Here is a 21949-nt window from a genome sequence, read left to right as displayed (position 1 = left end):
TTATTTTTAGCGACATAATTCTGCTGCTAACTGAAGGTTAGCTACGCTTAAACCAGACACGACCTTCACGCCCGGACCGAATCATGCAAGAATCATTGCATATGTCGGCTTAAATTGTCGCTGAATCAGGATATTAACCACCCATGAAGGGTAAATATAAAGCCATTATTGCACTGGTGCTGATACTCATTCTGTTGCCACTAACGCTCTTGATGACTATAGCCCATTGGCTACCGACGCTTGCCGGAATTTGGCTGCCGCAAGGGACGCGAATCGCCATGGAGGCCAGCCCACGTTTTGCCCGGGGTGCCATTCTGGTGCCCGATCTGCGCTACCTTGCCGGGGATTGTGATCTCGCCACCCTCAAAGATGCCACGCTCAGTCACCCAAAACGCTGGCGCATCCATCTGAACACGCTGAATCTGAACGTTGATTGCCTGAGTAAAATTCCGTCTGACGCCTCCGCACCTGCGGCACCTCGCTCTTTGCAAGAGTGGCAATCATTGCTGCCTGAAAGCTTGTTAACTATAGATAGGGTCAATGTGACCCCGTTTCAACAGTTCTCCGGCGCTTTGCGTCTGACGTTGACTCCCCAGCAACAATCCCTGCATTACGATGGGCCATCAATAAATGTTGATGCGCAGTTGAACGGTCAAATACTGGAACTGAAAAAACTAAAAATTCAGGCATTGGCGGGCATGGAACCGCTGGAGTTAGCGGGAAACGTCACACTGCCATTAATGACTGATGGAGTGCCGGAACAGGGGCATTTATCCACGAAGTTGCGCATTCCGCAGGAGCCTGAACTGGTGGATCTGGTGCTGGACTGGAGTGAAGAAGAGGGCACCTTTATCGTGTCTAAACCTGGCTCCGCCGAAGCGCTGCTCAGTTTGCCCTGGGCAATCAGTGAAAACATTTTTGAAGTGAATGGTGGACAGTGGTTCTGGCCGTACGCCGGTTTCCCGTTGCGTGGTGGGGTTGCCCTGCGGGTGGATGACTGGAAGAAGGGGCTGGAAAACGCGGTGATCAGCGGTCGGATGAACGTCATCACTCAGGGCAGCGCTGGTAAAGGCAACGCGGTGCTCAATATTGGCCCAGGGAAACTCAGCCTTGAAAACAGCGCATTGCCGGTACAGTTAACCGGTGAGGCAAAGCAAAATGGGATGGTGTTTTACGCGATGTTGCCTGGGGAAATTAGCGGTGCCATAGCCGACCCTAAACTGCTGTTCCGCCCTGGCGCGCTTTTACGTTCACGTGGCCGGGTTATTGATTCTATTGATGTAGATGAAATTCGCTGGCCGCTGGCGGGCGTCAGTGTTTCGCAGCAAGGTGTGGATGGGCGTTTGCAGGCGATTGTTCGCGCTCATGAAAACGAGATGGGAAGTTTCGTGCTTCACCTGGATGGGCGAGCGGACAACTTTTTACCCGATGCCGGATTGTGGCGCTGGAAATACTGGGGTAATGGCGAGTTCAATCCAATGCAGGCGAAGTGGGATGTGCGTGGTCAGGGTGAATGGCGCGATAGCGTCATCGAACTCAGCTCGCTTTCCACAGGGTTCGATAAACTTCAGTATGGCTCGATGTTAGTCACTCAACCGCGCCTGAAACTGGAAAAACCATTGCACTGGCAACGCGCCGCAAATGCGCCGTCGTTTGATGGAACATTCACGCTGAATGCCGGAGAAACTACTTTTAGCGGCGGCAGCACGCTCCCACCTTCAATATTAACGTTCAGCGTGAACGGCGAAGACCCGACTTCGTTCCAGTATAAAGGAGACTTACACGCGGGGGCGATTGGCCCGGTGCGCGTGAATGGCCGCTGGGATGGCGAGCGCCTGCGAGGCAATGCGTGGTGGCCGCAACAGGGCCTGACCGTGTTCCAGCCTCTTATCCCCGCCGACTGGAAGATGACCTTAAAAGAGGGAACGCTGTATTCGCAGATCGCATTTTCCGCGGCTGCCGGGCAGGGGTTTGAAGCCGGTGGTCATGGCGTGGTGAAAAACGGCAGCGTCTGGATGCCCGATAACCAGATTAATGGCGTCGATTTTGTGCTGCCGTTTCGCTTTAGCCATAGCACGTGGCAATTGGGAACGGACGGCCCCGTCACGCTGCGCATTGCCGAAGTTAAAAACCAATTCAGCTCCACCAATATAACCGCCGATCTTGAAGGCTGGTATCCGTGGAGCGAAGCGCAGCCGCTGATGCTCAGTAATGTTAATGTCGATATTCTTGGTGGAAAACTTCGTGTGCAACAGCTCCGCCTGCCACAGCACGACGCCGCCTTGCTACGCTTAGAGAACATCTCTTCGAGTGAATTGGTGACGGCGGTCAATCCTAAACAATTTACCATGTCCGGGCGCGTTAACGGGGCGCTACCCCTGTGGCTCAACCATCCGCAGTGGATCATTAAAGATGGCTGGCTAACCAACCCTGGGCCGTTGACGTTAAGGTTGGATAAAGACATGGCAGACGCCATTGTCGAAAACAATATTGCCGCAGGTGTTGCAGTTAACTGGTTGCGATATATGGAAATTTCTCATTCCTGGACCCATATCAATTTAGATAATCTGGGCGTGCTAAATTTGCAGGCGAATGTGCAGGGCATAAGCCAGGTTGAAGGGAAAAGGAATGCGGTTCGGCTGAACTATAGCCATCAGGAAAACCTCTTTACGCTTTGGCGCAGTTTGCGTTTTGGGGATAATTTGCAAACCTGGCTTGAGCAACATACCGAATTGCCGGATGTGCGTTGTCAGACACGGGATATAGCTTGTGAGGAAACACAATGAAAATCGTCATCGCCACGCTCATGATTTTAGAGTTTGCCACCCTTGCTGGATGCACGCCGCGTATTGAAGTCGCCGCACCCAAGGAACCTATCACCATTAATATGAACGTGAAAATTGAGCATGAGATTCATATTAAGGTAGATAAAGACGTTGAAACCCTGCTTAAAAACCGCAGTGATTTGTTCGGCCAGGAGTGAGCCTGATGAAAACTATCCTCAAGGCTGTTTTATTGACGAGCTTGTTGATGAGCCAGCAGGTTATGGCGTTGACGCTCACCGAGGCGCGTCAGCAAGGGCGCGTAGGTGAAACCTATAGCGGTTATATTGCGCCGATTAAACAAGATAAAGAGACGCTGGCCCTGGTAAAAAGTATCAACGAAGCGCGTTCACAAAATTATCAGAAGCTGGCAGATAGCAATAACATCTCGGCAAATCAGGTTGCGGAGCTGGCGGGGCAGAAGTTAGTGGCACGCGCGCAAGCGGGTGAGTATGTCCGTGGAATAAATGGGCAGTGGATGCGTAAATAATAATATGCCTATAACAGAGCTTTATATTGTTCAAAATATATCTCTTAATGTTTATAAGTGTTTACCCTTCTAAGAAAGATCCCACTGCAAAAACCCCACCTCCAGACTTTAACTCTGCTAAAACATGATTTGGCAGAGTTAACGGCTGTTGATTATATAACGCACTGATTTTCATAAAATAAGTACAAGATAAAAACATTAAGACAACATACAGACATTAATAAAATAAAATATTGAGTAGAGAGAGAAAAGAACCTATATTGACGGCGTTTTTTACAGAGTGGTCAGTTTTTCTACATTTAATTATTCAACGGCTGATTAACGAATCGGCAGTTGTGGGAGAGATATGATGACGGATAAAGTCCGTATTGATAGTTTAGGTGCTAATTCATTAAATGGTAACAATGAAACCTATTTGGCCCGACAGGCTGAATTTGAATCGAATGTCAGGAGTTATCCGCGCAAACTGCCTTTAGCTATCGCTCAGGCAAACGGCGTTTGGATCACCGATGTGGAGAATAATCAATATCTTGATTGTCTGGCTGGTGCAGGTACGCTTGCCCTTGGTCATAATCACCCTGATGTGCTGCAAAGCATCCAAAACGTCATTACCAGCGGCTTGCCGTTACATACTTTGGATCTGACAACTCCGTTGAAAGATCAGTTCTCTGAATATCTTCTCTCTTTATTGCCAGGACAGGGTAAAGAGTATTGCCTGCAATTCACTGGCCCATCCGGTGCGGATGCGGTTGAAGCGGCGCTGAAACTGGCTAAGAAAGTCACAGGCCGTGCAGGCATTATCAGCTTCTCTGGCGGCTACCATGGCATGACCCATGGCGCACTTTCTGTAACAGGTAACCTGTCTCCGAAAGAAGCGGTTGACGGCATGATGCCAGAAGTCCAGTTCATGCCTTACCCGCATCAGTACCGCTGCCCACTGGGTATTGGCGGCGAAGCTGGCGTTAAAGCATTAACTTACTACTTCGAAAACCTGATCAACGACGTTGAGAGTGGCGTGCGCAAACCTGCAGCTGTCATTCTGGAAGCGGTTCAGGGTGAAGGCGGCGTTAACCCGGCACCTGCCGAATGGTTGCAGCGCATCCGTAAAGTCACTAAAGAACATGGCATTCTGCTGATCATCGATGAAGTCCAGGCTGGCTTCTGCCGTACCGGTAAACTGTTTGCTTACGAGCACGCCGGTATTGAGCCAGACATCATCGTTATGTCTAAAGCAGTGGGCGGTGGCTTGCCACTGGCTGTATTGGGCATTAAGAAAGAGTTCGATGCATGGTCACCAGGTCACCACACCGGTACATTCCGTGGTAACCAACTGGCGATGGCAACCGGCCTGACAACACTGAAGCATCTGACTGAAAACAAGATTGCTGACAAAGTTGCCGCACAGGGCGAATGGCTGAAAGGCCAACTGGCTAACCTGCAAAAACGTTACCCGGTTATCGGCCAGGTTCGTGGTCTGGGCTTAATGATCGGTATCGAGATTGTTAAACCAAACGAAGCGCAAGATCACATGGGTTGCTACCCGTCTGATCCAGAACTGTCCGCACTGTTGCAGAAAAACTGCTTCAAAGCTGGCCTGATTCTGGAGCGCGGTGGTCGTAACGGTTGCGTACTGCGTCTGCTGCCATCCCTGCTTATCACCAACGATGAGCTGGCAATTTTCCTCGATAAGTTTGAGCAAGCGCTGCTGGCGTCTGGCATCAAACCTGTTTGAGTGGAGTGAGTGACCTGATGTCCGAACTAAACCCAATTCTGGCAGGCTCAGCCGAAAGCACTGAAGCCTACAAGCAGGCCATTGCGCAGACCAGTGCGGCTGTTGTGCAATGGCTACAGCAACCTGAGATGTATCAGGGTAAATCCGTGACTGAATTGCGTGAACGCATTCAGTTGGATTTCAATCCTCAGGGCCTGGGCAACCAGGTCGCTATTGAACGTGCGATTGAGTTTTTCTTAAAAGACAGTCTGTCAGTGCATCACCCACAGTGTGTTGCGCACTTGCATTGCCCAAGTCTGGTTATCAGCCAGGCGGCAGAAGTGCTGATCAACGCCACTAACCAGAGCATGGACTCCTGGGACCAAAGCCCGTCGGCCACCATCATCGAGATGAAGCTGATTGAATGGCTGCGTGCTCAGGTTGGTTATCAGGCTGGCGACGCAGGCGTATTCACCAGCGGCGGCACTCAGAGCAACCTGATGGGCCTGATGCTGGCGCGTGACGCGTTCTTTGCACGTCAGGGTCATTCCATCCAACAAGATGGTCTGGTTGGCGATCTGCGTAAGATTAAAGTCCTGTGTTCTGAACATGCGCACTTCTCCGTGCAGAAGAACATGGCTTTGATGGGCCTTGGTTATCAGTCCGTGACGTTAGTGAAAACTGACGAGTTCGCGCGTATGGATATTAACGATCTGCGCGAGAAAGTGGCACAGGCTCAGGCCAACGGCGAGCAAATCCTGGCGATTGTCGCGACTGCCGGTACCACTGATGCGGGCGCTATCGACCCACTGCGTGAAATCGCAGCCCTTGCGGCGCAGCACCAGATTTGGGTGCACGTTGATGCGGCGTGGGGCGGGGCATTGCTGATGTCCGAGAAGTACCGTGACTATCTGGACGGTATTGAATTAGTGGATTCCATTACCCTGGACTTCCACAAGCAATACTTCCAGACCATCAGCTGCGGTGCCTTCTTGCTGAAAGAAGCTCGCCACTACGAATTGATGCGCTACCAGGCGGCTTATCTGAACTCTGAGTTCGATGAAGCGGCTGGCGTACCGAATCTGGTGTCTAAATCTTTGCAGACCACTCGTCGTTTCGATGCACTGAAACTGTGGATGGGCCTCGAAGCGTTAGGTCAGAAGCAATATGCCGCGATCATCGACCACGGTGTGACGCTGGCGCAGCAAGTTGCGCAGTACGTAACTGAACAACCGTCTCTGGAACTGGTGATGAAACCACAACTGGCGAGCGTGCTGTTCCGTTTCCGTCCTGAACAACTGGCTGGCAGCGATGACGCAGTCATTGCGCTGCTGAACCAGAAAATCGGTGATGCTCTGCTGGATTCTGGCCGTGCGAACGTGGGTGTGACCGAGCACAACGGCGTGACCTGTCTGAAAATGACATTGCTGAACCCAACCGTAACGCTGGAAGATATTAAACTTCTGCTGGCGTTGGTTGAGAAAACAGCCCAGCCATTAATCGGCTAATTATGTTACCAAAGAGAGGCGGTTTTAAACCGCCTCTCTTATATTCCACTTCTGATTTATTCCCCGTCAATATTCATCTCGATACAATTTGTTTCATGAATACATTGTTCATATTATATATATTAAAATTATTCATTCCTGTCTGATTAAATTCAAGCTATTGATTTAAAGTGATTATTTTTATTTATTAGAATCAATTAACACTAATTGCAAATCAATTTCCAGACAGTTAATATTGCTTAAAATGTATTCCGTACATAATCAGCTTATACAGTGTTCATTCACTGACTGTGCCTGCGTTTCAAGGATGACAACGTTTTGATTATTCTGACAACATTAACTATTTTTATTCTAAGACTCTGTTACCCACAATATGACTGGAATGGACTGCGCAAGCGCATTTTCCTTTGGTGGGTGATGAATTGCTTGTTCGCTTTTGCATTGCTTTATACAGAGTGGTTTGGGCTTTCTTTTTTAGTCTCGGCGTTCTTATTGATCTTTATGTTGTTATAAAAAAAACGGCAAACATAACGTTTGCCGTTTTCACAAATTAATATCGAACGATTAAGCAGTAACGATGCTATCAATCGCCGCTTTCGCGTCAGTCTGTGCTTTGGTCGCCACTTCCGGGCCGTAAGCAATACCTTCAGCGAACACGTAGTTCACATCAGTAATCCCGATAAAGCCCAGGAAAATGTTCAGATACGGAACCAGCAGATCGGTTGGGGTATCTTTATGAATACCGCCACGGCTGGTCAGAACCACAGCACGTTTACCGGTAATCAGGCCTTCTGGGCCTTTTTCGGTGTAACGGAAAGTCACACCCGCACGCGCAACCAGGTCGAAATAGTTCTTCAACTGTGTTGGAATGTTGAAGTTGTACATTGGTGCGTTGATCACAATCACATCGTGAGCTTTCAGCTCAGCAATCAGTTCGTCAGACAGCGCCAGCGCTTCTTGCTGACGTGGAGACAGTGGGGCATCGCTTGGACGCAGTGCACCAACCAACTCGCCATCCAATACCGGGATTGGGTTAGCAGCTAAATCACGCACGGTGATTTCATCTGCGCTATGCTCTTCACGCCATTGTTCAACGAAATAGTCAGACAGCTGATTTGACTGAGAGTAACCTGCCAGGATGCTGGACTTCAGAACTAATACTTTGCTCATGGGTGATTCCTTTGTTGTGTTCATTCGGACAAATTGCCCGTTTCTGTGAAGTACTTTATTCACAATCCGATTGCAGTGATAGCGCAATATATCGAACTCTATGTTCGATTTTATTGAACAAGGCGTCAAAAGGCGTGATGTGCTAATCTAGCGCCAATTAACGATACAGACTTACCAGGCAGTGCGCTGCCCAGATGACTACGCAATGGAAAACATAAAACCCTCACTGTCCTCATTATTCTCTCGCCTCGACGGCTTAATGCTACGCGACAGACAACGCTTCTCCCGCCGTATCCATGGCGCGAAGAAGGTGAAAAATCCTGAATCGCAACAGGCGGTGTTAGATGCACTGGCCCAGGAAATCGAAGCGGCAGCCGGTAAGGTTCTGCTGCGCGCAGCCTCGCGCCCAAAAATCACTTACCCTGAAAACCTGCCTGTTAGCCAGAAGAAACAGGATATTTACGACGCCATTCGTGATAACCAGGTCGTTATCGTGGCGGGTGAAACCGGCTCAGGTAAAACCACGCAGTTGCCAAAAATTTGCATGGAACTGGGGCGCGGGTTAACAGGGCTGATTGGCCACACGCAGCCGCGCCGTCTGGCGGCGCGAACCGTCGCCAACCGTATTGCCGAAGAGTTGCAAACTGAACCGGGCGGCTGTGTTGGCTATAAGGTGCGTTTCACCGATCACGTCAGTGAAAACACCATGGTCAAACTGATGACCGACGGCATCCTGCTGGCTGAAATTCAGCAAGACAGACTGCTGATGCAGTACGACACCATCATCATTGATGAAGCGCACGAACGCAGTCTGAACATCGATTTCCTGCTGGGCTATTTGCGTGAATTATTGCCGCGTCGCCCGGATCTGAAAATCATTATTACCTCGGCGACCATCGACCCTGAACGCTTCTCGCGCCATTTCAACAATGCGCCGATTATCGAAGTTTCTGGCCGTACTTACCCGGTAGAAGTGCGTTATCGCCCGATTGTTGAAGATGCCGACGATACCGACCGCGACCAGCTACAGGCGATTTTTGATGCGGTTGATGAGCTAGGCCACGAAAGTGCCGGAGATATTCTGATTTTCATGAGCGGCGAGCGCGAAATCCGTGACACCGCTGATGCATTAAACAAGCTGAATCTGCCGCATACCGAAGTGCTGCCGCTGTATGCACGCTTATCGAATAGCGAACAAAACCGGGTGTTCCAGTCGCACGTCGGGCGTCGCATTGTGCTGGCGACAAACGTGGCTGAAACCTCGCTCACCGTGCCTGGCATTAAATACGTCATTGACCCCGGTACGGCGCGTATCAGCCGTTATAGCTACCGTACCAAAGTGCAGCGCTTGCCGATTGAACCGGTTTCGCAGGCGTCGGCAAACCAGCGTAAAGGCCGCTGCGGGCGTGTCTCCGACGGGATCTGTATTCGTCTGTATTCCGAAGATGATTTCCTGTCGCGCCCGGAATTTACCGACCCGGAAATTCTGCGCACCAACCTGGCTTCCGTTATCTTGCAGATGACTTCGCTGGGCCTTGGCGATATTGCCGCATTCCCGTTCGTTGAAGCGCCGGACAAACGCAATATTCAGGACGGTGTGCGCCTGCTTGAAGAACTCGGCGCGATTACCAGCGAGGCCGATCTCAGCGTCTACAAGTTAACGTCTTCTGGCCGTCAGCTTGCACAATTGCCGGTCGACCCACGCCTTGCCCGCATGGTGCTGGAAGCGCAGAAATTTGGCTGTGTGCGTGAAGTGATGATCATCACCGCCGGTTTGTCGATTCAGGACCCGCGCGAGCGCCCGATGGACAAACAGCAGGCGTCTGACGAAAAACATCGTCGTTTCCACGACAAAGAGTCTGATTTCCTTAGCTTTGTGAACCTGTGGAATTATCTTGGCGAGCAGCAAAAAGATCTGTCGTCGAACCAGTTCCGCCGCCAGTGCAAGCTCGATTATCTCAACTACCTGCGTGTGCGCGAATGGCAGGACATCTACACCCAATTGCGCCAGGTGGTGAAAGAACTTGGTTTGCCGATTAACAGCGAACCAGCGGATTTCCGCTCCGTCCATTGCGCATTACTGACCGGTTTGCTTTCCCATATCGGCCAGAAAGATGCCGATAAACAGGAATACACCGGGGCGCGTAACGCCCGTTTCTCCATCTTCCCAGGCTCCGGTTTATTCAAAAAACCGCCTAAATGGACGATGGTCGCCGAACTGGTGGAAACCAGCCGCCTGTGGGGGCGCATTGCCGCCCGCATCGACCCGGAATGGGTAGAGCCGCTGGCGCAGCACTTACTCAAACGCTCATACAGCGAACCGCACTGGGAGAAATCGCAGGGCGCGGTCATGGCGACAGAAAAAGTCACGTTGTACGGTTTGCCGATAGTTGCCGCCCGCAGCGTGAACTACAGCCAGATTGACCCGGCACTTTGCCGTGAGCTGTTTATTCGCCATGCGTTAGTTGAAGGCGACTGGCAGACCCGCCATGCGTTCTTCCGCGACAACCTCAAGTTGCGCAATGAAATTGAAGAACTTGAGCACAAGTCCCGCCGCCGCGACATCCTGGTGGACGACGACACGCTGTTTGAGTTTTACGACCAGCGCATTGCGCACGATGTCATTTCTGCTCGCCACTTTGATAACTGGTGGAAAAAGACCAGCAAAGAGACGCCGGACCTGCTCAATTTCGAAAAGAGCATGTTGATCAAAGAGGGCGCGGAACAGGTCAGCAAGCTCGACTATCCGAACTTCTGGCATCAGGGCAATCTCAAGCTGCGCCTGACTTACCAGTTTGAACCGGGCGCGGATGCCGATGGTGTCACCGTGCATATTCCGCTGCCGCTGCTAAACCAGGTTGAAGAGGCCGGTTTTGAATGGCAGATCCCGGGTGTGCGCCGCGAACTGGTGATTGCGCTGATCAAGTCATTGCCTAAGCCAGTACGCCGCAATTTTGTGCCTGCGCCAAACTACGCCGAAGCGTTTTTAGGCCGTGCCACGCCGCTGGAGTTGCCGCTGCTGGAAAGTTTAGAGCGCGAATTCCGCCGTATGTCGGGCATTACCATTGACCGTGAAGACTGGCATTGGGATCAGGTGCCCGATCACCTGAAAATGACGTTCCGTATCGTTGATGAGCACAATAAAAAGCTCAAAGAGGGTAAAGACCTCACCGAGTTGAAAGGCGGGCTGAAAGACAAAGTTCAGCAAACCCTCTCGGCGGTGGCAGACGACGGTATCGAACAAAGCGGGCTGCACATCTGGAGCTTTGGCTCGCTTCCGGAAAGCTACGAGCAAAAACGCGGCAATTACCGCATGAAGGCATTCCCGGCGTTGGTGGATGAAAAAGAGAGCGTGGCTATCAAGCTGTTTGATAATCCGCTCGAACAGCAACAGGCTATGTGGCGGGGTTTGCGCCGTTTACTGCTGCTGAATATTCCCTCGCCGATTAAATACCTGCATGAAAAGCTGCCGAACAAAGCCAAACTCGGCCTGTACTTTAACCCGTACGGCAAAGTGATGGATTTGATTGATGACTGCATTTCTTGCGGCGTCGATAAGCTAATTGCGCAGGCCGGAGGCCCGGTCTGGAGCGAAGAGGGTTTTGCTGCGCTGCATGAGAAAGTTCGCGCAGAACTTAACGAAACCGTGGTGGAAATTGCCAAGCAGGTCGAACAAATCCTGACGGCTGTTTTCAATATCAACAAGCGGCTGAAAGGGCGCGTAGATATGACCATGGCGCTGGGGCTTTCGGATGTGAAAGCGCAAATGAGCGGCCTTGTGTATCGCGGTTTTGTCACCGGAAACGGCTACAAACGCCTCGGCGATACGCTGCGTTATCTGAATGCCATCGAGAAACGCCTCGAGAAAATGGCGGTCGATCCGCATCGTGACCGGGTGCAAATGCTGAAAGTGGAACATGTGCAGCAAACCTGGCAGCAGTGGCTGAATAAACTGCCGCCAGCCCGCCGCGTTGACGACGACGTACAGGAAATCCGCTGGATGATTGAAGAGTTGCGCGTCAGCTTCTTTGCTCAACAACTCGGCACGCCTTATCCGATTTCCGATAAGCGCATTTTGCAGGCGATGGAACAGATTACGGCGTAACCCCGGCTCCACTTCTATACTCCATGGGCGGTCAAATTCTGACCGCTCCACTGGGGTCCTCTCATGAAACGATTAGCCGATAAAGTTGCCATTGTTACCGGAGCCAGTTCTGGCATCGGATATGTCACCGCCAAACTGTTCGCCGCTGAAGGCGCAAAAGTGGTCGTCGGTGCCAGGCGTGAAGCCGAACTTGCTCAACTGGTTGATGAAATCGAAGCTGCGGGAGGCGAGGCCGTCGCCGTCACGGGCGATGTGCGCGAAGAAGCCTACGCTAAAGCGCTGGTGGATAAAGCAGTGCAAACATGGGGGCGTCTGGATATTGCCTTTAACAATGCGGGGACGTTGGGTGAAAACGGCCCGAGTACTGAAGTCTCAGCGGAAGGGTTTGCCAATGCGGTTGCCATCAATCTGACCGGATCTTTCCTCGGAGCTAAACATCAAATTGCCGAAATGCTCAAACACGGCGGTGGTTCGGTTATCTTCACTTCAACTTTCGTTGGCTACAGTTTCGCATTCCCGCAAGTCGCGTCGTATGCCGCCAGCAAAGCCGGGTTAATTGGGCTGACGCAGGCGTTAGCATCGGAATTTGGCCCGCAGAATATTCGCGTCAATTCTGTTTTACCGGGCGCGGTAGATACCGATATGTATCGCGATATGAATGATACGGCGGAATCGCAGGCATTTATTACCGGGTTGCACGCGCTCAAACGCGTAGGGAAACCTGAAGAAATCGCGCGCGCCGTATTATGGCTGGCGTCTGATGAATCGTCGTTCGTGACGGGTACTGCGTCCTTAGTGGACGGAGGGGCGTCGATTAACGGCGTATAGTCATTATTTTTTTGTAGGGTGGATGAATGCGGATTCATCCACCGTTATGTAAAAGACCGGACTTATTTAGCCGCTAACAGACAAAGTTTCAGCGCCACGTTATAAGAGGCTTCAAATGCTCTCAACGGCAAAAATTCGAACTTAGAATGGAAATTATGCGCACCGGTAAAGAAGTTCGGCGTTAATAACCCTTTTGCTGAAAGTGCCGCACCATCGGTGCCACCGCGCATAGGAATAACCTTAGGTTCGATATCTAATTCCTTCATGGCCTCGAAAATAAGATCAATAGCGCGACGGTCGTCTTTAATGGCATTACTGATATTGCTGTATGTGTCGCTGATAGTAATTTCAACTTTTGCGGTAGGGTGTTGCGCGGCAATTTTTTCTGCGACATCGCGTAATTGCTGTTTACGCGCTTCAAAATTCTGCGTGTCAAAATCACGAATATTGGCTTTCAGTATTGCGTCGTTTTGTGTGGTGTTCATGCCGTTAAACCAAATATAACCTTCGCGGCCTTCGGTATTCTCTGGTGTTTGCTGGCGGTCGAAATGGCTGATGAAATCATGCGCCATCAGCAGCGGGTTCACTAATACACCTTTGGCGGACATCGGGTGCGCGGTGACGCCGGTAAAACGGATTTCAGCATGAGCGGCGTTGAAGTTTTCATACACCACTTCCCCTAATTCACAGCAGTCGATGGTCCAGGCAAAATCAACGGCAAAACGGGCCAGATCCAGCGCTTTTGCACCGCATAAACCTATCTCTTCATCCGGGACAAATGCGACCACAATATCGCCATGCCTCATTTCATCCGTCAGGTTTTCCAGCAACGTCATCACCACCGTGACGGCAGATTTATTATCCGCACCCAGCACGCTGGTGCCATCGCTGAAAATGATCTCTTCGTTCGGGTAAGCCAGGATTTCCGGGTGTTCAGCGGTACGCAGCCAGATATCTTTCTCTGAGTTAAGACACAAATCATCGCCGGTAAAGCGCAGGACCTGGGGGTGAATATCCGGTGAAAGCCCCACATCAACCGTATCAATATGCGTGATAAACCCAACGCGCGGCGCACCGGGAATATTGCCTTTTTTGACGGCGGTAACGGTGGCGTGTTCGTCGATAACCACATCATCCAGACCGAATTCACGCAACTCTTGCGCCAGTAATTTTGCCATTTCATGTTGGCCGGGCGTGCTTGGCAATGTGGCAGCGCCAGCCTGACTTTGGCTGGTAATCGCCAGATAGCGGAAGAAGCGTTGTGTTAATTGGTCTGCAAGTGGCGATGACATTGTTATTCCTTTATTGAATATATTCGTTTGTTTGCAATCGATATTTAATGTTATGTATTACGTTGTTGAGTACAAGCGTTATTCTTTCTGGGTCAGGAAAATTATAAATAATAGGGCAAATATGAACATTCACATCACAAGAAAAGCCACAAAGCTTGCATTGATAATAGCGGCGGTAACAGTCAGTTCCACTGTTTCGGCAAAAACTCTGGTTTATTGTTCTGAAGGATCGCCGGAAAACTTTAACCCGCAGTTATATACCTCGGGCACCAGTGTTGATGCCAGCGCAGTGCCAGTTTATAACCGACTGGTGGATTTTAAAGTGGGCACCACTGAGTTACAGCCAGGCCTGGCAGAAAGCTGGGATGTCAGCGAAGACGGTAAGGTTTATACCTTCCACTTACGCAAAGGGGTGAAATTCCAGAGCAACAAATATTTTAAGCCGACGCGCGATTTCAACGCTGACGATGTCATTTTCTCATTTATGCGTCAGAAAGATCCAAAGCATCCCTATCATAATGTTTCCAACGGAAACTATTCCAATTTCGAAAGTTTAGAATTCGGTAAATTAATCACCGCTATTGATAAGGTCGATGATAATACGGTGCGCTTCACCCTGACTCACCCCGAAGCGCCATTTATTGCCGATCTCGGCTGGTATTTCGCGTCTATTCTTTCGGCTGAGTATGCCGATAACATGTTAAAAGCCGGTACGCCGGAACGCGTGGATATGGACCCGATCGGCACAGGGCCGTTCCGCCTGGCGCAATACCAAAAAGACTCACGCATTCTGTTTACCGCATTCCCGGAATACTGGCAGGGCAAAGCAAAAATCGACAAACTGGTGTTCTCGATAACGCCGGATGCCTCGGTACGCGTCGCAAAACTTGAAAAGAATGAATGTCAGGTGATGCCATTCCCTAATCCGGCAGATCTCCCGCGCCTGAAAGAAAACGCCGATATTAATCTGATGCAAAAAGCAGGGCTGAATACCGGTTTCCTGTCTTTCAACACGCAAAAAGCACCAACGGATAATGTGAAAGTTCGCCAGGCGTTGGCCATGGCTATCAACAAACCTGCGATTATTGACGCGGTATTCCGTGGTACCGGAACAGCGGCGAAAAACCTGCTACCGCCGGGTGTGTGGAGTGCTGACGAGTCGCTGAAAGATTACGAATACGACCCGGAAAAAGCCAAAGCGCTGCTTAAAGAGGCGGGCTTTGCTGATGGACTGACTATCGACCTGTGGGCGATGCCGGTGCAGCGTCCGTATAACCCGAATGCTAAACGCATGGCCGAGATGATCCAGGCCGACTGGGCCAAAATTGGCGTGACGGCAAAAGTGGTGACTTACGAGTGGGGCGAGTATTTAAAACGCGTGAAAGACGGTGAGCATCAGGCGGCGCTGATGGGCTGGACCACGGCAACCGGCGACCCGGATAATTTCTTTGGCCCGCTGTTTACCTGCCGTGCAGCTGATGGCGGCTCTAACTCGGCGAAATGGTGTTATCAGCCGTTTGATAAGCTGATTCTTGAAGCTCGAGCTTCAGGCGACCACGAAAAACGTGTCGAATTGTATAAAGAAGCGCAGCAGATGATGCATGACCAAATGCCTGCGGTGATGATTGCGCACTCGACGATTTTCGAGCCGGTTCGCAAAGAAGTGACAGGCTATGAAGTTGATCCGTTTGGTAAACACATTTTCTACCAGGTGGATGTGAAGTAATGACTTAATGTAGAAACGGGTGCCAAAAGCACCCGTTTTTTTTGGCTTATTTCGCGTCTGGCAACGCGTAAGCAATAATGTAATCGCCACGGTCTGGAGACTGACGCGCTCCGCCCGCGTTAATCACAATGTATTGCTTGCCGGTCTTCGGTGACACATAAGTCATTGGGCCGGACTGGCTGCCCACTGGCAGGCGAGATTTCCAGATTTCCTTGCCGTTTGCGGTATCAAACGCGCGCAGATAGAAATCTTGCGTACCCGCAAAGAACAGCAGGCCAGACTGGGTTGAAAGCGATGCGCCCAGCGTTGGCATGCCGATTGGGATTGGCAGATGCATACGAATGCCCAGCGGACCCGTGTCCTGCACGGTGCCAACCGGAACCTGCCACACCACTTTCCCGGATTTCAGGTCGATGGCTGACATCGTCCCAAACGGCGGCTTCTGGCATGGAATACCCAGCGGCGAGAGGAAACGCTCGCGCATTGCCCCAAACGGCGTGCCGTCCATCGGAACAATACCCATCTCAATGCCACTGGCGTTTTTCGCCACATTAGCGCGTGGCACCATGTAGTTCGCCAGACCCAGACGCATATCGTTAACAAACATCAGGCTGTTGTTCGGGTCAACGGAAACGCTGCCCCAGTTCATGCCGCCCAGCGATCCTGGATATTGCAGCGAGCGATCCAGGCCTGGTGGCGTGTAAACACCTTCGTGACGCATGCCTTTGAACTCGATACGGCAAATCAGCAAATCGATCGGCGTCGCACCCCACATATCCGACTCTTTCAGTGTTTCATTGCCAATCATTGGCATCCCGACTGAGTACGGCTGGGTTTTTGAATAGCGCTCGCCTTCAATGTTGCCTTGTGGAACCGGGCGTTCTTCCACTTTCGCGACCGGTTCACCCGTTTCGCGGTTGAGCATGAAAATCATGCCTTGTTTGGATGTCTGCACGATCACCGGCGTGGTGCTGCCTTTACCATCTGGCAGGTCATAAAGCAGCGGCTGTGACGGTAAATCGAAGTCCCACAAATCGTGGTGAGTGGTCTGGAAATGCCAGCGCACCTGGCCGCTTGCTGCATCTACCGCGACAATTGACGAGCTGTATTTGTCGTCTTGCGCAGTACGCGTGCCGCCGAAGAAATCAGGCGTCGCGTTACCGGTCGGCAAATAAATCAGCCCCAGCTTCGCGTCATATGACATCGCGGACCACACGTTTGGCGTGCCGCGCGTGTAAGTTTGCCCTTCAGGTGGCAGACCGGTGATAGCCGGATTGCCCGGATCCCAGGCCCATGCCAGTTTGCCGGTATGCACGTCATAAGCACGAACCACGCCCGGAGGCTCGCCGGTGGAGAAGTTATCCGCCACGCGTCCACCGACCACCACCACATTTCCGGCGACAAGCGGCGTGGAAGTTTGCTGGTAGTAACCCGGTTTCACTTCGCCCATACCCGCTTTGAGATCGACCGTACCGTGTTCGCCAAAGTCTTCGCACAGCTTGCCGTTGTCCGCGTTAATCGCCAGCAGGCGCGCATCGGTGGTTGGCAGGAACAGGCGGCGAGGGCACGCCACAGGTTGTGCGGGATCAGCAAGTGTTGCCGCGGCTTTCTGAGTGGTTTCTTCGAAATAGCCTAAACCCCGGCAACGCTGCCAGTTTGGTGCCGTGGCGTGGCTGTCAAAACGCCATTTTTCTTTGCCAGAATCGACATCCAGCGCCAGCACTTTGCTATACGGCGTGCAGACAAACAGCGTGTCGCCAACCTGCAATGGCGTGTTCTGATCCTCCGCGCCGGAACCGTTGCTCTGCGGGATATCCCCGGTATGTGCAGTCCAGGCCACTTTTAAATCTGAAACGTTGCCTTTGTTGATTTGATCAAGGGCAGCGAAACGGTCGCCGTGAGTGGTGTTGCCCCAGTGCTTCCAGTCTTTTTGCGCATCACCTGGTGCCACCGGTTTCACGGGCACATCTTCGTTGGCCGTCACCTGCACCTGCGGCACAAACATCCAGCCTGCGCTCACCAGCATGCAGATCGCGAGCAGTGCGGCGAGACTATAAGCCGGCGCTTTTTTTACCGGAGCATGACTATTGGCTGCACGCAAAATCGGCCAGGCAATCGCCGCCAGAAATGCCAGCACAGCAAACGTAAACAAGCGTGAGAATAGCGGCCAGAAATCCCAACCTGCATCACTGATTGCCCAAATAATTGAGCCGATAAATGCCGCGCCGTACAGCACCAGCCCGGAGGTTTTCTTTCTCAAAATCAGTACGGCGGAAATAAGCATGACGATGCCCATCACCAGGAAATACCCGCTGCCGCCGAGCGCGACCAGGTAAGCGCCGCCAATACCTATCGCGAGGCCAATAAGCGCCATTAGCCCGCCGAGAACCCATAACAGCCCTAATGCCAGGCCGCGTGGGGGTGTGTAAATTGCCATAACGTTCTCCTGTCGAAGCATTTTCCTTTTGCTTCTTTATGATAAAAACCGCGTAACGAACCAAATGGTTAATTGTGCGGGTATCATAATCCCCCGTTATAATATTGCAAAGTTGTTAATGAGAAATCTCGCATTTATTGCGAATAGGTAATGGAGTGGATTGCGAGGTCGGATAACAGGGCATTATCCGACATTAACGGACAAGGGCGGGGAGATTACGCGATACGCTGGCTTTCAACAGAAAGGGTACGGCTGATTTTTACCGGTACAGATTTCGAGGTCGGCGTGCCTGTGTCATCACCAATACTGGTTAAAGGAACCAATGGGTTCGTTTCCGGGTGAGTGCTACTCATCCCGTTGGGAGACAGATATGGAGCAACCGTAGTGAACTTAACGTTTTCCAAAATGATATTGCAATATTCGGCCTCGATACCTGATTCCAGGATGCGATACATCTTGATTGCTGCTTTATTCAAGGTACGGCCTTCGCAAACAGCGTGGTACAGGAGGGGTGTTGTCTGGTCAAATTCTTTTACTATCGTGATAGGTCGGTGAACGCGCGTTCCTGTAATTTTTCCCCAGCTCGAATCAACCGGAATAGTTACACCGTGGGAGAATGATTTTAACTCTATAGAACCCAGACGCAGTGGCATTAGACAACTGCCAACAATCGGAGAACCATTTTCATCTTCAAGTCATAAGTGAGCGGGAGTAGACATGTAATTCCTTATAAATAAATTTAAAATAATGCTAGTTTTTGACAGTTACCATTTCACATACCGATAAAAAATAATGATCACTAAGACGGAGAATATGGGAACGGGCCATATTGGGCCGTCAGGGAAGAATTGGAAAAGGGTAACTGCAAATATAAGCGTCAATAATGCAGGGCCGTACATCGAAATCAACGATCTGAATACCCGCCTGAAAAATCTTTTAATAAAATTCATAATGATTATCGAATAATCCTGGTAATGATGTCTGCAATCTCACCATCCGATGCCCATTGAGCTTTAAACGCCTCAGCTCGTTGAAACAATGGCTCTATCAGGAAGTACATCATTTCCAGCTCTTGTATATATAGCGCCGAGTAGTACGCTGGATAAGAAATGTGAAGACGATGCGCACTATCTGCCGCTTTCTGCACAATGCCATATACGCCAACAATCCCAACAACCCCACCCGCGCTGCGCCCTGCCAAGGCACTGAGTTCAAGACTTAAATTCATGCCAATGGCGACGGCTGATGCTGTAGCTAAAGCGAATCCGGCGTTTGTGAGTGAGCTTGCGGCAATATGGACATTTACTGCCATTAACATTTGTTTGATATGTTCTATTTGATCAGATGTTTTGTATCGAAATAATTCTTCAAAGTATATTTTGAGCATTTCACACACAACATCCTCACGCCTGAGAATATGGTAAACCCCCAGGTGAATCGGATATCCTCAGTTTTTTGCTTCTGGCATACGTCCTGATATTCATTAGTAAAGCAGGATGTGTAATACAGTGTGCGCGTTGCACCTGTGCCTATCGTTTCAATCTGATTTGATACAGCCTTTCCCACGCCCGTTAATGCGTGGTCGAGTTTCAACACCAGAATTTTATTAGTCTGCAAATAACTGATGACTTCATTTCTGTAGTACATAACTAATCCTTGTTAATTTGATATATCAGTACGTTAGTCCACTAGCATACGTTTTCGTTCCATTGGCCCTCAAACCCCGAAGCTAAAAGTACTTTTGTTATCGTCACCCCACGCGCAGCCGAGGCAGTCAAAGCCTTTGGCTTTATTCATGCGCATCAGATTGCGCAGGTTTTTCAGGGCGTGTTTGCTGTCGATAATAAAACGAGTGGTGGCTTCGAGTGAACCCCAGCCGCACGCGGCTACGCCATTTACTTTTACATAGAGTTTACTCCTGTTTAACTTCGATGTAAGCCTTACAGAAAACATGGATAAGTGTGATCGCCTTAACTATTTGCTATCGATTTGTTAACCCCACCACAAAACCACAACTTATTGCTCAACCTTTTGTTTCTCAAGGCCGATGACCTTTTTACAGCAACCTCCCTACATAAGAAGAGAAACCAAGGACATGGCAAACACAACAACCTCCGTTCGTTTCTGGCATCACATTCGCCTTGTGCCGTTATTTACCTCGATACTCGCGGGGATCTTAATCCTGTTCGCCTTATGCGTGGGCATGGCGAGCTACTTCCTGATTCAAAGCGATAAAGCGCTGCAAGACGTCACCAATGAAATCCAGGTGCGTATTGGTCTTTCGGACAGCTCCGCGAATCTGCGCAGCGCACGCTTAAATATCATTCATGCGGGTGCCGCAGGGCGCGTGGCTGACATGGAGGATATGAAATTTAATATCGCCGAGGCCGATCGTCTGATTAAGCAGGCGCAGTCCAGTTTCGATATTTATATGGCGCGTGCGGATAAAGTCGAAGAAGGGAACGCGCTGGATAGCCAATTGCGCACCCGGTTCGACGATTACCTGAATAAAGGCATGGCGCCGATGATGAAATATGCCAAAAACGGTATGTTCGAGGCCATCATCAACCATGAAAACGAAGAAGCCCGCAAGCTGGATGCAGATTACAGCAAGGTATTAGTGCAGGCGGCGCAGATTCGTACGGACCGTGCCGAAGCGCTGAAAGACCAGGCTCAGACGCGTTCACATCTGAGCGTCATGTTGATGGCGGGCGCTTTCGCTCTGGCGGTGTTCTTAACTATTTTCACTTTTGTCGTGCTGCGTCGCGTGGTGGTGCAACCGCTGCAACAAGCGGCGACACGCATCGAACATATTGCGCAGGGCGATTTAACCCTGGCTCCGCAATCTTTTGGTAACAGCGAAATTGGCAAGCTGAACCAGAATTTGCAGGAGATGCAGGTTTCGCTGGTGAACACGGTGGGAGCCGTGCGCAACGGTGCCGAAGCGATTTATCAGGGCACCAGTGAAATCTCGGCCGGGAATACGGATTTGTCGGCACGGACCGAACAACAAGTGGCCGCCCTTGAAGAAACCGCTGCCAGCATGGAGCAGCTAACCGCCACCGTGAAACAGAATGCCGATAACGCCCATCATGCGACAAAACTGGCGGAAGAAGCCTCGCATAAAGCCAGCGATGGCGGACGTATTGTCTCCGGCGTGGTCAGCACCATGAACAACATTTCTGCCAGTTCGAGAAAGATTTCCGAGATTACAGCGGTCATTAATAGCATCGCCTTCCAGACCAATATTCTGGCCCTGAATGCGGCGGTAGAAGCGGCACGAGCCGGTGAGCAAGGGCGTGGATTTGCGGTCGTGGCAACGGAAGTACGCACACTGGCACAACGCAGTGCCCAGGCGGCTAAAGAAATTGAAGGGTTGATCAGCGAGTCGGTGTCGTTAGTTGAAAACGGTTCAAAACAGGTGGCTCATGCCGGGGAAACCATGACCGGCATTGTTGGCGCTGTGCGTCGTGTGACCGATATTATGCAAGAAATCGCCGCCGCGTCTGATGAACAAAGCCGTGGCATTGAGCAGGTTGGTATTGCGATTAACGAGATGGATAATGTGACGCAGCAAAATGCTTCGCTGGTTGAAGAGGCGTCGGCAGCGGCGGTGTCGCTGGAAGATCAAGCGGCGCGGTTAACCGCGGCGGTGGGGATTTTCCGCCTGAATCATCAGCCGAACGGGGTGGCAGCCCAGGTAGAAAAACCGAAGAAAGCAACAGCGGCACCGCGCAAAGTGGTGGCCGATGACGATAACTGGGCAACATTTTAAATTTCCCTGATGGGTAAACGCTACGTTTACCCATTCTTTAAATGCCTCTTTCATGATTAAGAAACGACAAAAAAAATAGACAGTC

Annotated in this window: 13 protein-coding genes and 2 pseudogenes; 9 read left to right on the top strand and 6 right to left on the bottom strand. The window is 50.9% G+C overall.

Annotated elements, in window-relative coordinates; genetic code table 11:
* Positions 1-143 precede the first annotated feature (143 nt).
* The 5 genes from M2371_RS06050 (at position 144) to M2371_RS06030 (ending at position 6531) form a co-directional block, all read left to right on the top strand.
* Positions 144-2786, top strand: coding sequence for a YdbH family protein (locus M2371_RS06050; RefSeq protein ID WP_259267182.1), 2643 nt, complete (start codon positions 144-146; stop codon positions 2784-2786).
* Positions 2783-2983 carry a YnbE family lipoprotein gene (locus M2371_RS06045; RefSeq protein ID WP_259267181.1) on the top strand — a complete coding sequence of 67 codons (201 nt, stop codon included), beginning with the start codon at positions 2783-2785 and terminating at the stop codon, positions 2981-2983. Before M2371_RS06050 ends, M2371_RS06045 begins: the two co-directional genes overlap by 4 nt.
* 2 nt (positions 2984-2985) lie before the next feature.
* Positions 2986-3312, top strand: a complete 327-nt coding sequence (locus tag M2371_RS06040; protein WP_259267281.1) for a YdbL family protein — start codon at positions 2986-2988, stop codon at positions 3310-3312.
* Between the two features lie 346 nt (positions 3313-3658).
* Entirely contained in the window at positions 3659-5044 is a 1386-nt protein-coding gene (locus M2371_RS06035; protein ID WP_259267180.1) for a diaminobutyrate--2-oxoglutarate transaminase, read from the top strand.
* 17 nt (positions 5045-5061) lie between these two features.
* The gene (locus tag M2371_RS06030) at positions 5062-6531 is read left to right on the top strand and encodes an aspartate aminotransferase family protein (RefSeq protein WP_259267179.1); all 1470 of its coding nucleotides are present in this window, start codon (positions 5062-5064) and stop codon (positions 6529-6531) included.
* A 564-nt stretch (positions 6532-7095) separates the two neighbouring features.
* Here the strand turns inward: M2371_RS06030 and azoR are convergent.
* Positions 7096-7701, bottom strand: coding sequence for an FMN-dependent NADH-azoreductase (azoR, locus tag M2371_RS06025; protein ID WP_115628733.1), 606 nt, complete (start codon positions 7699-7701; stop codon positions 7096-7098).
* A 205-nt stretch (positions 7702-7906) separates the two neighbouring features.
* Here azoR and hrpA point away from each other — a divergent pair, with 205 nt between their 5' ends.
* Positions 7907-11806, top strand: coding sequence for an ATP-dependent RNA helicase HrpA (hrpA, locus tag M2371_RS06020; protein ID WP_259267178.1), 3900 nt, complete (start codon positions 7907-7909; stop codon positions 11804-11806).
* 63 nt (positions 11807-11869) lie between these two features.
* On the top strand, positions 11870-12634 hold the full coding sequence (locus tag M2371_RS06015; protein WP_259267177.1) for an SDR family oxidoreductase: 765 nt from the start codon (positions 11870-11872) through the stop codon (positions 12632-12634).
* A gap of 62 nt (positions 12635-12696) precedes the next feature.
* On the opposite strand, the gene pepT is transcribed toward M2371_RS06015, so the two are convergent.
* The gene (gene pepT / locus M2371_RS06010; RefSeq protein WP_259267176.1) at positions 12697-13926 is read right to left on the bottom strand and encodes a peptidase T; all 1230 of its coding nucleotides are present in this window, start codon (positions 13924-13926) and stop codon (positions 12697-12699) included.
* A 121-nt stretch (positions 13927-14047) separates the two neighbouring features.
* On the opposite strand from pepT, the gene M2371_RS06005 reads away from it, so the two are divergent.
* Entirely contained in the window at positions 14048-15652 is a 1605-nt protein-coding gene (locus M2371_RS06005; protein ID WP_259267175.1) for an ABC transporter substrate-binding protein, read from the top strand.
* A gap of 46 nt (positions 15653-15698) precedes the next feature.
* Here the strand turns inward: M2371_RS06005 and M2371_RS06000 are convergent, their stop codons facing one another.
* The 4 genes and pseudogenes from M2371_RS06000 to M2371_RS05980 form a co-directional block, all read right to left on the bottom strand.
* Positions 15699-18089, bottom strand: coding sequence for a glucose/quinate/shikimate family membrane-bound PQQ-dependent dehydrogenase (locus tag M2371_RS06000; protein ID WP_259267174.1), 2391 nt, complete (start codon positions 18087-18089; stop codon positions 15699-15701).
* 329 nt (positions 18090-18418) lie between these two features.
* Positions 18419-18760 (bottom strand): annotated as a pseudogene (locus M2371_RS05995) (Hcp family type VI secretion system effector); the annotation flags it as partial.
* A gap of 284 nt (positions 18761-19044) precedes the next feature.
* Positions 19045-19736: pseudogene (locus tag M2371_RS05985) on the bottom strand (hypothetical protein).
* 69 nt (positions 19737-19805) lie between these two features.
* Positions 19806-20042 carry a hypothetical protein gene (locus tag M2371_RS05980; protein ID WP_259267285.1) on the bottom strand — a complete coding sequence of 79 codons (237 nt, stop codon included), beginning with the start codon at positions 20040-20042 and terminating at the stop codon, positions 19806-19808.
* A gap of 142 nt (positions 20043-20184) precedes the next feature.
* On the opposite strand from M2371_RS05980, the gene M2371_RS05975 reads away from it, so the two are divergent.
* The gene (locus M2371_RS05975; RefSeq protein WP_259267173.1) at positions 20185-21864 is read left to right on the top strand and encodes a methyl-accepting chemotaxis protein; all 1680 of its coding nucleotides are present in this window, start codon (positions 20185-20187) and stop codon (positions 21862-21864) included.
* Positions 21865-21949 lie beyond the last annotated feature (85 nt).

It is taken from the genome of Buttiauxella sp. BIGb0471, from assembly GCF_024807715.1.
Taxonomy (GTDB): Bacteria; Pseudomonadota; Gammaproteobacteria; order Enterobacterales; family Enterobacteriaceae; genus Buttiauxella; species Buttiauxella agrestis.
This window is presented reverse-complemented; position numbering and strand designations above follow the sequence as displayed.

What these genes read in the sequence shown, in the direction of transcription:
- M2371_RS06050 (WP_259267182.1), top strand. Translation starts at nt 144, where the DNA reads ATGAAGGGTAAATATAAAGCCATTATTGCACTGGTGCTGATACTCATT.
- M2371_RS06045 (WP_259267181.1), top strand. Translation starts at nt 2,783, where the DNA reads ATGAAAATCGTCATCGCCACGCTCATGATTTTAGAGTTTGCCACCCTT.
- M2371_RS06035 (WP_259267180.1), top strand. Translation starts at nt 3,659, where the DNA reads ATGATGACGGATAAAGTCCGTATTGATAGTTTAGGTGCTAATTCATTA.
- M2371_RS06030 (WP_259267179.1), top strand. Translation starts at nt 5,062, where the DNA reads ATGTCCGAACTAAACCCAATTCTGGCAGGCTCAGCCGAAAGCACTGAA.
- azoR (WP_115628733.1), bottom strand. Translation starts at nt 7,701, where the DNA reads ATGAGCAAAGTATTAGTTCTGAAGTCCAGCATCCTGGCAGGTTACTCT.
- hrpA (WP_259267178.1), top strand. Translation starts at nt 7,907, where the DNA reads ATGGAAAACATAAAACCCTCACTGTCCTCATTATTCTCTCGCCTCGAC.
- M2371_RS06015 (WP_259267177.1), top strand. Translation starts at nt 11,870, where the DNA reads ATGAAACGATTAGCCGATAAAGTTGCCATTGTTACCGGAGCCAGTTCT.
- pepT (WP_259267176.1), bottom strand. Translation starts at nt 13,926, where the DNA reads ATGTCATCGCCACTTGCAGACCAATTAACACAACGCTTCTTCCGCTAT.
- M2371_RS06005 (WP_259267175.1), top strand. Translation starts at nt 14,048, where the DNA reads ATGAACATTCACATCACAAGAAAAGCCACAAAGCTTGCATTGATAATA.
- M2371_RS06000 (WP_259267174.1), bottom strand. Translation starts at nt 18,089, where the DNA reads ATGGCAATTTACACACCCCCACGCGGCCTGGCATTAGGGCTGTTATGG.
- M2371_RS05980 (WP_259267285.1), bottom strand. Translation starts at nt 20,042, where the DNA reads ATGTTTTCTGTAAGGCTTACATCGAAGTTAAACAGGAGTAAACTCTAT.
- M2371_RS05975 (WP_259267173.1), top strand. Translation starts at nt 20,185, where the DNA reads ATGGCAAACACAACAACCTCCGTTCGTTTCTGGCATCACATTCGCCTT.